At 53.7% G+C, this 14496-nt stretch carries 12 protein-coding genes; 2 read left to right on the top strand and 10 right to left on the bottom strand.

Translation table 11 applies throughout. The features are described from left to right. Positions 1-28: 28 nt before the first annotated feature. The gene (locus G491_RS0112060) at positions 29-1039 is read right to left on the bottom strand and encodes a hypothetical protein (protein ID WP_028314785.1); all 1011 of its coding nucleotides are present in this window, start codon (positions 1037-1039) and stop codon (positions 29-31) included. 63 nt (positions 1040-1102) lie between these two features. On the opposite strand from G491_RS0112060, the gene G491_RS30555 reads away from it, so the two are divergent. After that, complete coding sequence (locus G491_RS30555) at positions 1103-2593, top strand: sensor domain-containing diguanylate cyclase (protein ID WP_051327207.1); 1491 nt, start codon at positions 1103-1105, stop codon at positions 2591-2593. Between the two features lie 22 nt (positions 2594-2615). Here G491_RS30555 and G491_RS0112050 read toward each other — a convergent pair whose 3' ends face one another. The 7 genes from G491_RS0112050 to G491_RS0112010 form a co-directional block, all read right to left on the bottom strand. Next, the gene (locus G491_RS0112050; RefSeq protein WP_028314784.1) at positions 2616-3893 is read right to left on the bottom strand and encodes an MFS transporter; all 1278 of its coding nucleotides are present in this window, start codon (positions 3891-3893) and stop codon (positions 2616-2618) included. Between the two features lie 274 nt (positions 3894-4167). Next, positions 4168-4881 carry an EF-hand domain-containing protein gene (locus G491_RS33820; protein WP_028314783.1) on the bottom strand — a complete coding sequence of 238 codons (714 nt, stop codon included), beginning with the start codon at positions 4879-4881 and terminating at the stop codon, positions 4168-4170. Positions 4882-5115: 234 nt separating this feature from the next. Further along, the gene (locus G491_RS0112035) at positions 5116-6327 is read right to left on the bottom strand and encodes an NYN domain-containing protein (RefSeq protein ID WP_028314782.1); all 1212 of its coding nucleotides are present in this window, start codon (positions 6325-6327) and stop codon (positions 5116-5118) included. Positions 6328-6379: 52 nt separating this feature from the next. Further along, positions 6380-6826, bottom strand: coding sequence for a DUF6918 family protein (locus G491_RS0112030; RefSeq protein WP_012611076.1), 447 nt, complete (start codon positions 6824-6826; stop codon positions 6380-6382). 1318 nt (positions 6827-8144) lie between these two features. Continuing rightward, entirely contained in the window at positions 8145-9278 is a 1134-nt protein-coding gene (locus tag G491_RS36540; RefSeq protein ID WP_084511494.1) for a toll/interleukin-1 receptor domain-containing protein, read from the bottom strand. 794 nt (positions 9279-10072) lie between these two features. After that, a complete protein-coding gene (locus G491_RS0112015) occupies positions 10073-10438 on the bottom strand; it encodes a hypothetical protein (RefSeq protein ID WP_028314780.1) in 366 nt (121 codons plus the stop codon). A gap of 12 nt (positions 10439-10450) precedes the next feature. Continuing rightward, entirely contained in the window at positions 10451-11062 is a 612-nt protein-coding gene (locus G491_RS0112010; protein ID WP_028314779.1) for a TetR/AcrR family transcriptional regulator, read from the bottom strand. 230 nt (positions 11063-11292) lie between these two features. Between G491_RS0112010 and G491_RS0112005 the strand changes: the two genes are divergently transcribed. Beyond that, entirely contained in the window at positions 11293-11985 is a 693-nt protein-coding gene (locus G491_RS0112005; RefSeq protein ID WP_028314778.1) for a class I SAM-dependent methyltransferase, read from the top strand. A 208-nt stretch (positions 11986-12193) separates the two neighbouring features. Here G491_RS0112005 and smpB read toward each other — a convergent pair whose 3' ends face one another. Further along, positions 12194-12673: an SsrA-binding protein SmpB gene (smpB, locus tag G491_RS0111995; RefSeq protein WP_028314777.1), complete on the bottom strand. Its 480-nt coding sequence runs from the start codon at positions 12671-12673 to the stop codon at positions 12194-12196. A 25-nt stretch (positions 12674-12698) separates the two neighbouring features. Further along, on the bottom strand, positions 12699-14495 hold the full coding sequence (ptsP, locus tag G491_RS0111990) for a phosphoenolpyruvate--protein phosphotransferase (protein WP_028314776.1): 1797 nt from the start codon (positions 14493-14495) through the stop codon (positions 12699-12701). Position 14496 lies beyond the last annotated feature (1 nt).

Genomic DNA, 14496 nt, shown 5'->3' with positions numbered 1-14496 from the left:
TATCAGGAATCCAGCGTCCTCCCTTTTTTTAACGAGGTGCAAAAGCCAGGATGGTTGTGGGCCATTTGTCCGTGACCAGAAGATATCCTCTGTCGTCCAATGGCGCGATTCCCTCCCAGTTTCTCGGCTTGCCCGTGCGGTTGATGAGGGTCATGGGCGGCTCCGGCCGTTTGGCTATGGCCTTTCCGTCAAAGGAGAAAAAGACCAATTGCTCCACCGGCCCTTTGGGGTCCGGGATCGGGTCCAATGTCTTTTTGTCTCCGGGAAAATAATAATTGACGGCCGTCAAAGGTTCGCCCTTCCTCCAGGCCGTGATGTCCGTAATTCGGTATTCAGCCGGAGGGAAGGGCAGGGCGCCCAAATAACGGAGCCCGGACTCCCCGTAGATATCAAAAACCTGGACTTGGGGCGAAGGGTTGTCATGCAATCCGTTGGCCTCGTATATGGCGTAGACCTTTCCGTCCGCGGTGAATATCGCTTCGTAGGCTTTGTTGGATATTTGCACGGGCATGGGGATGGAAGTCAGGCTTTTTTCGTCCAGGGTTATGTGCGTCCCTTCATTTTTAAATCGCCCCCGAATCAGAAATCCCAGCATGCCGTCCCGGCCGTGCGCCTCAATGGAGAAAACCGCCTCATGGCCTGAAAATGCGATGGCTTCAAAACCCTGCCAGCCGCGCCTGCCTGAGATTTTTTCCATCGCCTTTTTGACGGATGCCATGTCAAAGGAGATTTGCTCGGGCCGGATGGGTTCGGAAGCGGTTCCGTTTAGATATGACAAAATGCGGGTTTTGGGGATTGCGAACAGGCTGGGCGAGCCTTCATGCTTGAATTTTTCAGGGTATTGGGGCAACAGAATCAGCCGCTCCATATGCCAGTCCATGCCGGAGAACTCGGCCTTGGGGGAGGACGCCGGGCCTTCCAGGGGGATTTCCTTGACGCTGGCCGCCTGGGCGGGGGGGATCTCATCCGCAAAAGCTCCTGCAGGCAAGAGCAGAAAAAGGATCGCCGAAAAGATCAACAGGGGGAATGCTTTTTGCATAATTCACCTTTACCACTTTACGGACCCTTGAGGCCCTGCACCGCCGGAAAGACGGGAAAGAATATGCTGCGGAAAAAAAATCATTTGATTGCCATTGTCACTGTTCTCTTGATCTCAGGTTTTGTGGTCACCACCCTGGCGAACTATTACGTCGTGCGGGAGACCGTCCGAAAGCAAATCGCTGAGAATGAACTGCCCCTGACCAGCGATAACGTATATTCGGAAATCCAAAGGGACCTGCTTAGCAGCGTGTTCATTTCGTCCCTCATGTCCACGGACACCTTTGTGCGGGACTGGCTTATCCAGGGGGAGCGGAACTCCGATCAGATTACCAATTATCTTAATGAAATCCAGCAAAAATACAACACGTTCACCAGTTTTTTGGTTTCGGAGCAAACCGGCGTCTATTATCACTCGTCAGGGCCTTTAAAAACCGTCAGCCCGGAAGAGCCGCGGGACAAGTGGTACTACCGGGTGCGTAAGATGAAAACCGATTATGAGATCAACATAGACCCGGACCTTGGCAATAAAGACGCCATGACGATTTTCGTCAATTACCGCATTTATGACTACGACGGCAATTTTATCGGCGTCACCGGGGTGGGCCTGACCATCAGCGCTGTCAAAAAGCTCATAGAGCGATATAAGCTGCAATACGGCCGGGAGATTTTTTTCCTGAATATGAAAGGCCGGCTGATGCTTCACGGCCGGGAGTTTTCCGACCATGAAAATAGTCTGTTGGATATGAACGATATGGCGCCTCTCGTGACGAAGGCTTTGAAAGTCCGGGACGGGGCCTTTACCATGGACGGAGGCTGGGGGCCGATTCTGTATAATGTCCGTTATATACCCGAATTTGATTGGATTTTGGTCGTAGGACAGTCCGAGTCCGGCGCTTTACGCCAAATTCACAATGCCGTGGTCGTTAATCTGTTTATATACGCCTTTGTAACCATCATTGTCCTGATATTGGTCAACCTGGCCATATCCTATTATCAGAAACGCCTGGAAGAAATGGCGTCCACGGACAAGCTCACCGGAATTTATAACCGTCAGGCCTTTGATATATTGCTCAGCCAGGCCATAAAAGAGGCCGGCCGCCGTGGCGATCCGCTTTCCCTGATCATGCTGGATCTCGATCATTTCAAGCAAATTAACGACTCATTCGGGCATCTTGCCGGAGATGCGGTTTTAAAGAACCTGGTCAAAAACATGGAAAGAAGCGTGCGGAAGTCTGACGCACTAGGCCGTTGGGGAGGGGAGGAGTTTATGGCGCTTCTTCACGGCTGCACGCTGGACGACGCCTTTTTGATTGCCGAAAAAATCCGTATAGCGGTCGGTTCCAGCGTGACCACTTATAATCAGTTAGCCATACAAGCCGCGGTCAGCATTGGCGTGGCCCAATATCAGGAGTGCGAAAGCCCGGAAAGCCTGCTGAATCGGGCGGACATAGCCTTGTACAAAGCAAAGGAAGGCGGGAGAAACCGGACGGAAAAGCACACCGGCGAGCCTTCGGACTGCCTTTTAGAAAACGCTTCCAATAAAGACGGCTAAGCCGTTTACGGATTGGCTCCTGTTATTCTTTCGCCGCTGCAATTCCTTCCTGGACGTCCACTTTTATCAGCAGGAGGCCGCCAACCACAAAAAAGACAATCAGGGAGAATATGGAGAGCCGGCTTTCCCCGGCGAAATTGCTGACGGCGCCGAAGACCAGAGGTCCGGCGATTCCCGCCATTTTGGCGCTGGAGGAAAAAAAGCCGAAAAACTCCGAGGCCTTTGCCTTGGGCGTCATGGCTGCGTACAAGGACCGCGACAAGGCCTGGCTGCCTCCCTGCACCGTGCCCACGAGACCGGCCAGGATGTAGAAATGCAGCGGCGTGCTCATAAAATATCCTGCAATGCATATGATCACGTATACTCCCAGGGCGATGAGAATGCAGGCTTTGGCGCCGATTCGATTGGCCAGGGCGCCGAATGCGATGGCGCAGGGCATGCCGATAAACTGGGTCAAAACCAGGGCGCCGATAAGGTGGGTCATGCCAATGCCGATTTCGCTGCCGTAGGCCGTGGCCATCTTGATGATGGTGCCTATGCCGTCGTTGTACACCCAGAAGGCCGCCAGAAAAATGAGCAGCTGCTTATATTTTTTGATGTCCCGGAATGTTGCGGCGAGCCTGGCGACTCCTTCTCCTATGGGAATTTTGGAGGTGTTTTTCACATCCCTGGGCGGTTCAGGCACGTTTTTCAGTAAGGGAATGGAAAACACGCCCCACCAGACGCCCACGGAAAAAAAGGACGCCCGGACCGCAAAGCCCACGCCTTCCATGCCGAACCAATGCGGCTTGGTGACCATGAGGGCGTTGATCACCAGCAATAGCCCGCCGCCCAGATATCCCAGGGCGTATCCCCTGGCGGAGATCGTGTCCACGTCCCCTTCTTTGGCGATCAGGGGCAACAGGGATTCATAGAAGACATTGGCGCCGGCGAAGCCTACGTTTCCGCCCATGAACAGCAACCCGGCCAGGAGCCATGTGTCGTCTCCCAAAAACACGGCGGCGCAGGTGCAAATGACTCCCAGGCCCGCGAACAAGCCTACAAACAGCTTTCTGCGCCCCATGTAATCCGCCATGGCGCCCAGCAGGGGGGCGCTGACAGCCACAATAAACAAGGCGGCGGCGGCAAAATAGCCCCAGGCGGCCGTTGCGCCGGCTGGTGTGAAGCCCGCCTTAACCGCGGCGGCGTGGAAAAAAGGCGGATACATGGCCGCCATCATGGTGGTAGCAAAGGCGGAGTTGGCCCAGTCGTACATGCACCAGGACCGGACGATCTTCTTGTATTCCTTGGAATCAGACACGGTGTAGTCCCTTTCGAAATAGAGGCCAGCCAGAACAAGGAAGGATTTGGATAACGCAAAAAGATATACAGGAGCCCGGCGGGAAGGTAAAGGGGTTTCCTCTCACGGCGGGCGTGCCAGGCCGCGTAAGCCTTTGTTGATTGAAAGGGGGGAGGGGAAGCCGCCGCCGGAGAGGATCGGCCGGTCCCCGAAAACTTGCGACAGTTGTCCTTCGCAACCGGAATTGGGAAAAACTCCGTGCGCCGGCGGAACTGCTTGTTAAAGCCCGGCCTTCCTATGCCGATAGGTTGACGGAATTTTGTCCTTTTCCGTACGAGCCGTAAATAACGGATTTTTGATGCACCTGCATCCAGGCTCTTAAATTAAGGCCTGCGGCCGCTTCCCTGGCGTCCACAAACCCGTCCCCATTCGCGTCCAAAGGGTCTGATTCTTCGGTTGACGTTTCCTCCTGCACTTGCGCGGTCTCATTCGCCCCCGCCTGCTGACCGCCGCTCATGGCCCCCGTCATGTGGGGAGGCGGGCCGTCCGGCCTTCCCGCCTCAAGTTCCTCCAGGGAGAGAACGCCGTCGCCGTCCGCATCCAGCTCCGCGATGATATCGGGAGCAATCTCGCCTGCTCCGTCCATTTCATCCATGGCTTTTACAAAGGCCGCAATCTCGGATTCGTCCAGTTCCCCGTTCTTGTCCGCGTCGATTTCCCCGAAAAGCCCCATGAGGGCGCCTGGAGGAAGACCGCCGGACCTGCCGGCGTCGAATTCCTCCCGGGTCAGGAGGGCGTCGCCGTCCGTGTCCAGTTCCGCAATCAGATCGTACGCGCTGAGGGAAGGCCCCGCGCCTTCCGGCATTTGGGAGGCGAAGGTTTCCAGTTCGCTCATCTCCAAGACGCCGTCCTCATTGAAGTCGATCCGTTCAAAGGGGCTTTCCGGCTTTTCCGGCTCCATATCCTGGGCGATCAAATAGCTTGCACCGCTATTGATTCCGCGTATCATTTTTTCACCTCCTTTCTGTTTTGAATTCGATTTTGATATGTATCAAATTTGGCGCCATTTAGATATATATTTGAAATAAAACAGTATTTGGGTTTAGTCATGCAGAAGATGCATGGCGAAATTTTGCCGGGGGGAAAATTCGTCCAGAAAAGATTGCCGCTTTGGAAGGAATAAAAAAAAGCCCCGGCCGCTTGGTTGCGGCCGGGGCTGGGGATTCAATAATGGCTGAGTTGATCACTCTTCCCAGATGGACAAGCTGCTGGCGTGGGAGAAATTCCTCTGCTCTTCCTCCTCGGTGGGCTGCCGATCCTCGTCCTCTTCCTGGATCTCGTCCTTTTCCTGTATCTCGTCCTGATCCGGGGTTTGGTCCTGATCCTGATAGGAATCCTCCTCCTCATCAAAATCAAGGCCTTGAGCCTTGGCCGCCTCTATCTGGCGCCGCCTTTCTTCTTCCAACTCGTCCTCGATGTCGAAAATTTTGGGCTTCCGGTCGGCATTGCCCACGGCGGCCACGCGGGTCACGTCCAGGGCGCACTCGCCGCGATCGTTCATTCCCGGGATGTATTCCACTTCGTCGTATTCGCACAAATCGTCGAATTCCACGTCCAGCAGGTTGGTGCGATGGAAAAACATGTTCTTGCCTGGCGTGTCCGTGCGGATGAAGCCGTAGCCGTCCTTGAGGCTCTGGATGGTGCCGCGGCGCTTTTCAGCTTGGGGCGGCTTTTCCCAAGGCTCCGCTGCGGGAACTTCCGCGGGAAACTCGCTTCGGCTGTACGCAGAGCCGCCGTTGCTCCCCGAGTCGGGCCTGACGAACAGGTTATGCACCACCGGGTCGTTGCGCCGGGTTTTATCGTCAATCAACGTATGCATGAGAATGGGATAGGTCACCTGATCCAGCAGGTTCACGGAGGTGACGGTGCGGCGTTTGTTGTTTTGATTGTCCGTGTATTCAAAGTCCCAGCCCAGGACCATGATGCGGGTTCCCAGGGTGTTTATCTTGCGGATCAGGGGCACGTAATCTCCGTCTCCGGCGATGAGAACCACTACGTTAAAATGCTTGAGCACGGTCAGTTCAAAGGCTTCCAGAGCCAACCACACGTCAATGCCCTTTTCTCCCCTGGCGCCCAAGGGCAGGTAATGGGTTACAATGCCTTCGCGCATGAGGATTTCGTCAAATACGCGTTCGGACATGAGCACCTGACGCTGCTCCGCTTCCTGGGCGCCCAGGCGTCCGCGAAAATAATGGGCGTCCACCACCTGGCAGTACCTGGGATCCACGCCTTCGGATTCCGCCACCTGGCTCTTGATGAATTCATGAATTCCCGCAACGCTGAGGCGGGCTCTCCGTGGATGCACGTATTTATAATAGTTGCTTACGTGATAGAAAAAGTTTCCGTCGTAGAAGACTCCAATACGGGTGAGCTTGGTCTCAGGGGCCTGCAACATGGTAGATTCTCCAAATCTTACTGATGGGCTGAATGTTAATTGATGGGGTTAACTAATCCATATATTTCATGGTCACGGCCGCCATGTCGGGTATGGCCGCGGTTACATGCTTTTTTGCGATTTTGCGAACGCCTTTGTACACTTTCACAACTACTTTTTTGTCTGCGTGCTGAATGACTTCGTCCGTGATTTCCAGAAGCTGGTCCGCCACGGCGGGGGAGCGGCCTTCGATCCATACATGAAAAGGCGCCTTGGCCCCGTTTTCGTTATACTCTTCGTAATGTCCATCCAGGACCGTCATGAAGGAAGGCAAAAGGATTTCCACCACTTCTTCAATATATCCGGGCTTTACGCCTTTCAATGCTTTGTAGGCGGTCTTGATGACCATTCCGGAAGGACCGGAAGTCCGTTGAACCTGGTTGCTGATGAGCGCCATATAATCGGATACCACTTGGGTGTGAATTTCATCGTTCAACATAACATCGTACAAAACGCCCATGAAAACACCTCCGAATCAGGCGAGCAAAACAGTCCGAAAAAGCAATTTGTTATTTAAAAAGCATGGTTGCAAATCAATGGGAATAAGACAAATCAACCGGGATTTCACTGACCAATAAGAAAAACAGCATTCCCTTAGGCCGATAATGTTCAAACTTTACAAGATCATCTTAGCAGGCAGATTATGGCAAGGCAAGCGATTATTGCAACAAGGTTGTATAACCATATTTATTTATTTCCATTAACAATTCCCGCCGCTCTTAAATGCATAAAATTGCAAGCCCCCGGCGCCGCGTTTTAAGAAAAAATACTATTAGGGTGAAATATGGGCGATGGGGGCCGGACGGGAAATAGGTGACCGAATCATATTTTTAGAATTCGTGAAGCCATGTAAGCGCACTGTTTGCTGGTCTTTTTGAACGCGCATCGCGCGTCCATTGCATGCCGCGACTGGCCGGTGAATCGCACCCCATTAGGTTGCATTTGACCCGTAGTTTCAGGGCTTGCCCTGCCCACATACCGTCTTGCCGCCACACCTGAGGTGTAGTTGCAGGCCCCGGCGCCTGCTCAGGACGCGCAACTACAATGAAGACTGAAGCGCCTCGCCTCAACGGTTTTAGGCGGTTGGCGCGGCAAAAGCTGGATGGCCTCAGGCCAATAAGACGACCTATGAAGACGCCGACCCCGACGGACTGCCTCAAGTCTAAACCGATCATCAGAAAGGGTGGCCCAGGCAACGGCAGTTTGTTGCCTGGGGCCGCAGGCCGGAAGGCGCGGCCGGGAAGGATTGTAAGAATCGGGGGTGGCTGGCGGGCGAATAAAGTTGGTTGAAATCTCGCAATTATTTTGTTTTGAGGGGCGGCCTTTTGCGGAAGATAGCCGGCTTTCAAGGTCTGAAAGGTTTTACTTCATGTCGCTACGCAACCCAGGCAGGATGCTGCTCTGCCTGGGCTACCCACGGACAGACTCTTATGGATCGATTAAGCTATGCAGGCGCACTGCTTGCTGCGTCTTTTGGGCGGCCGACGCGCGTCCCGGGCAGGGCAGGCCTTGCAGCAAATTCAGCCAATGCGGCGCGACTAACCGGCCAGCCGCGGCATGCAATGCCGGGGTCCGACAGGACAATAAGGCGACCGAAAGGAATTTGAAGTCCTGCTCTGCATGGCGCGCCCTTTATATTCCCAACATCGCTAATTGATCGACTGTGAACATTGATATGCTGCCTAAGGCATTTCCCCGCCTGTCATTCCCGCGTGCTTTTGGCGGGAATCCAGCGTCGTTATGATTTTTCTCCATGGGGGCGCCTGGCTGCCATGGATTTATGCATCCCTTTTCAAATCCCGAAGCAGTTTTTCAAACTCCTTTTGAAAGGAATCATGATCCTTCCAATTGGAAAAATCCGGGATGTAAAACTCCCGCACCTCGTCGGCCATGTCCGAGCCGGTATTGACGTCAAAGCATTCCCATTCCTTGATCCTATTAAAATCCACAATGGATATGGGAAAGAGCTTTTGCTTGCCGGTTTTGTCCATGGCTTTGCGGGTGCGTCTGATTTCCGTCTCCACCCATTTGGACCCCATGCTGTTTTCGGACAAGCACAACAGGGTTTTGTCGTGCACCCGGATGGCGGAGTCTATTTGATCGTACAGCTTTTTGCCCCCCTGCATATCGTGGGGCGCATACCAGCAGCGAACCCCGGAGCTTTGGAGGGCGCTGTGCAGCCTTTCTGCAAATTCTTCGTCTGCGTGGGAATAGCTGATAAAGCAGGAATAGATGTCCAGTTTTTGGCCAACCAGGGAGCGCATGTACTCAATAAAATTGTCGGGAACGCCGCAGCCACGGAGAAAAACCTCGGGGATGTTCCCGCCTGATTTGTAAATCGTGTCCAGGCCGATGGAAGATGGGCCATTATGTATGCAGTTTTCTAACCCTTTTGCGCCCTTTAGATCCACGCAGGTAATTATTGTGTAACCGAATTCCGCTTTTTTAAAGTCAGCACCTGAAAGGTTCACGCTGTTGAGATTTGCTCCCTGGAGGTCTACCTTCTCAAGGTTGGCTCCAGTTAGGATGGCACTTTCAAAATTAGTATCCTGGAGGTTGGCTCCCCAAAGATTAGAGTCTTGAAGGGTAGCAAACTTAAGATCGCTTTTTGAAAGGTTAGCGCCAAGGAGATTGGCATTTTGAAGTTGGGCAAGAATGAGATTAGCGTCAGGAAGGTTTGCATGTTGGAGATTGGCAGAATTGAAGTTTGCGCTGTGGAGGTCAGCGTGTAGAAGATTGGCATACGATAGGTCCGCCTCCTGGAGACGGACGTCTCTAAGGTTAGCATCCTTGAGGTTGATGCCTTTGAGATTCGCTTGCCGTCCTTGTTTTTTATTTGTTTTTAACCACGTTTGGTGTTGTTTAAGAATGTGTTGGAGTTCTTCGTCTGAGATTTCTCGGTATTGGGCCATAGGGTTGTCTCCAAGGCATTGGCGTGACTAAAGCAATTGTTGTTTGGATGAAATTCATCTTTGCTGATGAGGAAATTTTGTAATGGAAAGGGGCTTAAACGTCAATAAGGAGAGTAGGTTAATGCTGCAAGATCCTGTCGAGCAATGTTTCAAGATGACGGAAGGATGACTCTGGATTCGCGATAAGGACGCTCGGGAATGACGGGTGAGTAAAGAGCCGCCAGAGTATGGGCAGCCCCGGCAGAGCGGTATCCTGCCGGGGTGCGCAAGCACATGTGGTGCAAAGCCGTGTTGTGTTTGAAGTCAGGAGAGAGTCTCCCAACCAAGAAATAAAAGCATGATGTCAACCAGCATTGTTAGCCCGTTGGACATTCCTGGCTTCTTCAATCGTTCGAGGTCGCGCTTGTTGTCCTATCGGACTCCGGAATGGCGTGCCGGGGCTGGCCATGATGGTTAATCTCGCCCTATCTCATGCATTAATCCGTCATGCCTGGGGCGACCCCAAAAAGAACAGGGCAAGCCCTGACGCTACATTGCTTCTTGAATCCGTTAAGGATGAAGTCAACGTGTAGCCGCAGGCCCCCGTGCCTGCTCAGGACGCGCGTTGCGCGTCCTCAAAGGCGCCCATAGGGGGGCGCAGCTACAATGAAGCCTGAAGAGTCCCTATTTTAGGATTAAGGGTGGTTCTATCAGAGCAGTATCCTGCCGTTGATGCGTTACGTGCGCCCCAGGACTACTTGCCTATTCTCTGGGGCAGTGCAAACCCCACATTCGATACCGTTGCCAACCGTTTTTTACGCCGCTGCAAACAGGCAGCCTGCGATGGCGAAAAACACGATCCAGGCGACGTGCTTGCCTTTGGTCCAGGCCAGGATCATGACGCCGGTCACAACGAAGGTTATGATGTACGCGTACATGGACAGCAGGTTTTTTCCGTTGGCGCCCTGCATGTCCAGGATGGCGGCGGCCATGCCCCACCACGCCACGGTGGTGATGTGCCAGGCGAAGCGAAGGATGTTCTTGGTCAAAGGCGCCCGTTTGAAAATCACCACGTTGGGATCTTTCAGCAGCGGGCCTATCAAAAACCTCTCCCCCAGGTAGGAATGGGCCAGGGCGATGAGGACCAGCAAAACGGCGGCGGTTATCAGCAATGGACTCATGATATTTCTCCTTTATTTCTCCGGTGATTTTAAGGCCTGCCAAGCCGCGGACACGATTTCCTCGGCAGCGATTTCCGGGGGCGTTTGGGCCCGGCCGAAGACCCAAAACCGGGTGTATTCCTGGCAAGGCCCCAACAGCAAGGTTGCGTAAAGATCGGGCGGCAGGTCGCGAAGAGCCCCCGCTTTGACATGCCTGCGAATGAAGGCCCACAGGGCGGGGTAGGTCTGCTTGTTTTGCTCCTCTAAGGCGGTTTCCGCGTCCTGCATAAAGTCCGCATGGCGCATGACCACCAAATATCTGGCCCACTCGGGATTGGCCTCCATCCAGGAAAATTGATACTCCACCACCTTGCCCAGGCCTTCCCAGGCGCCGGGATTTCCCTCCAGGGCTTTGAGCAATCCCTCTTGAAAATCGGCCACGCCCTCCACGTACACTGCCGCAGCCAACTGCTCCTTGTTTTTGAAATGGTGGTACACGCTGCCGTAGGAGGAATTGGCCCGGGTGCGGATTTCCTCCATGGTGGAGTCGGTGAATCCTTTTTCGTTAAAGCATTGGAGCGCAGCCTGGATGATCAGTTGCTTTCTATTTTGCGTTTTTTTATAGGGCGCGCGTTTTTTAGCCATGGTTGTCGCCTCCTTGAATTTAAATAATCAATCTAAATTTAAAATCTGTCAAGAGAATTCCTGCCATGCCGACGGGGTAAATCCTTTGGCAGCCAGCAAGGGGCGGACATGGCGGGCCTTGCAATCCTATGGGCTTTGGGTTTAAGTGGTTTATGCGGGAGGCGGTTTTTTTGCCTGCGCCTGGAATTGTATTTTTTGAAAACCTGTTAAAAATTAGGGCATTATAAAAGATGACAATCGACAAGGACTTTAATCAGTCGGCGAAATACTATGATGAGTGGGTGGAAAAGGCCTTGCCTTGCTTTCATGAAATCTTTTCCGCGGCCATGGAAATCATTCCGTTTCCCAAAGGCGCCAACATCAAGGTTTTGGATCTGGGGGCGGGGACGGGCCTGTTTTCCAGGTTCGTCCTGGAAAAATATCCCAACGCCCAATTCGTCCTTTTGGATGTTGCGGATAAAATGCTTAAGGTCGCGGAAGAACGTTTTCACGGCCGCATCAATCAGTTTGAGTTTGTCATTGATGATTACAGAAATTTGACGGCTAAAAATTTGGGGCGGTTCGACCTTGTTATAACCAGCCTTTCCATCCACCACCTGGAGCACTCCGAAAAGGCGCAGCTTTTCAAAGACGCCTTTGACGTTCTGAATGACAACGGGATGTTCATCAACATTGATCAGATAAAGGGCGAAACCGACTTTCTGCAGAAATTGTATTGGGACAACTGGCTGGAAAAAGTCCGGAAAAAAGGGGCGGCGGAAGAGCAGATCCAGGCGAGCATCCAAAGAAGAAAGGATTACGACAAGGACGCCTTGGTTTTCGACCAAGTTCAGTGGTTGAAAGAGGCCGGGTTTTCCAATGTGGATTGCATATACAGAAGTTTTTTCATGGGACTGTTTTTCGGCGTGAAGCAGACAGGTTAGGATCTTGCGCGAAGCGCCATGGAAAAGTTTTTGATCGAACTTTTTTGCCGCGTTGCGGCGTGTGGAAAAGAAGTCGGCCGACGGAGGCGCGCAGTTATGCTGTTGGCCGACGGAGGCGATCTTTACACAAAAAAAAAGGCCGGGCGCCTGTTTTAGCGGGCGTCCGGCCTTTTGGATTTTCAGAAAGATATGCGGCGAAGATGGAAAGCTAGTAATCCCCCTTGCCTTTGTCCTTTTTGATGCGGTCCATTTCGCGTTTGCTTTCGCGCTTTTTGATGTCCTGGCGCTTGTCGTAGGCTTTTTTGCCCCGGGCCAGGGCCAGGGTGACCTTGGCTTTGCCCCGGGAGAAGTACACTTCCAGGGGGATGAGGGAAAAGCCCCGCTCATTGATTTTTCCGGTCAGGCGTTTGATTTCCTGTTTGTGCATGAGCAGTTTGCGAATCCGCAGAGGCTCGTGGTTGTTGTAGTAGGCGAAAGGATATTCGCTGATGTGGAACTGGTGCAGCCACAACTCGCCATTTTTCACCCGGGCGTACGAATCCTTAAGGTTGGCCCGGCCTTCCCGGAGGGATTTGACTTCGGTTCCGGTGAGCACCATGCCCGCCTCAAAGCGGTCGTCTATATGGTAATCGTGCCTTGCCTTGCGGTTTTGGCACACTAGTTTTGTATGTTCAGGCCTGTTGGACATGGGTTAAGTCCCCTTGATTATAAGGTTACTCCGGCTGATCCTGGGGCGCGTCCTGTGCGTAGAGAGGATGCTGAAACACCAAGTCGCCGTAGGTTCCGGTTATTAGGTCTGCGATTTCGTCGGCCGTGGGGAGCTTGAGGGCTTCTTCCAGCAGAGCCTGGCATTGGCCGTGATCCAGGGAGCGGACGACGCTTTTGACCACGGGCACGGCCTGGGGGTTCATGGAGAATTCGTCGAAATCCATGCCCATGAGCAAGGGGATGTGCAAGGGGTCGGCGGCCATTTCCCCGCACATGGCCATACGGATGCCTGCGTCCCTGGCGGTTTCGGAAACCCGTTTGACCATGCGCAGCACGGCGGGATGCAGGGGTTGGAACAGGTGGGCCACGTTTTTATTGCCCCGGTCCACGGCCAGGGAATACTGGATCAGGTCGTTGGTGCCGATGGAGAAGAAATCCACATGGGGCGTGAAGAGATCCGCGCACACGGCGGCGGAGGGCACTTCAATCATCATGCCGGTTTCCACGTCACGGCCGAATTCCACGTTGTGGCTTTCCAAATCCTGCCGGACTTCCCGCACAATCTGGTTAACGGCCAGGATTTCCTCCACGCTGGAGATCATGGGGAAGAGCAGACGGATTTTGCCGTGGGAGGCGGCCCGGAGGATGGCCCGAAGCTGGGTGCGGAGAATTCCGGGATGGCGCATGCAAAACCGGATGGCCCGCTGGCCCAGGGCCGGGTTGTCTTCGTGGGGCGCCATAAGCCCCTTGGCGACCTTTTCGCCCGCCACGTCCAGGGTGCGGATGGTGACCGGCTTGCCCTCCATAAGGTCCACGGCTTCCTTGTAGTTTTCGAACAGCTCTTCTTCCGTGGGCAGGGCCCGGCGGTTCATATACAGGAATTCCGTGCGGTACAGGCCTATGCCGTCCGCGCCTTTGTCCTTGACCGACACCACTTCTTCCAAAAGCTCGATATTGGCGCTGACTTCCGTGGTTCTCTTGTCCAGGGACGTGGCCGGTTCGTGACTGAATTTTGAAATTTCAAACAGGTGGTTTTCGTATCGGGCCTCAGCTTCCGAGTAATCCACCAGAGTGTTTTCATCCGGGTTGACGATGACCAGGCCGGCGATGCCGTCTACGATGATGACGTCTTCCGTGTGAATCTGGGTTGTGGCGTTCCCCAGGCCCAGCACCGCGGGCAGTTGGAGGGTGCGGGCTACGATTCCCGTATGGGAGGTGCGGCCGCCCCGGTCCGTGACGAATCCCTGGACCCATTCCACGCGGATCTGGCTGGCTTCCGCCGGGGAAAGGTCGGGCGCCACCAGGATCACGCGCTTATGGATGGTGTCGATGCCTTTGTCGTCGTTCCCCACCAGGTTGCGCATGACGCGTTCGTACACGTGAAATATATCGCTGGACCGGTCCCGGAGGTACTCGTCCTCGATTTTGTTGAAATTATGGGTCAGGCGGTCCACGGTGATTTTCAGGGCCCACTCAGCGTTCACCTGCTGCTGTTCAATGGTCTCAATGGTGCTGCCGAAAAACATTTTGTCCTTCAGGACCGCAAGATGGGACTCCAGGATAAAAGACTGCTGGGAGTTGTCCTGCTGCATTTTTTTGATCAGCAGGGAGATTTCCGTTTCGGATTTCTTAACGGCCTGCCGCATGCGGGCGGACTCTTCCGTGACATCCTCTTTCCGGACAGGGTACTTGCGCACGACTTCCATTGAGTTCGTGCCCACAAGATAAGCCTGGCCGATGCATATGCCAGGGGCGGCCGGAATGCCATGGAGCGTTATTTGTTTTTTTTCTGATTCAGGCATT

The organism is Desulfatibacillum aliphaticivorans DSM 15576 (assembly GCF_000429905.1).
Classification (GTDB): Bacteria; Desulfobacterota; Desulfobacteria; order Desulfobacterales; family Desulfatibacillaceae; genus Desulfatibacillum; species Desulfatibacillum aliphaticivorans.
This window is presented reverse-complemented; position numbering and strand designations above follow the sequence as displayed.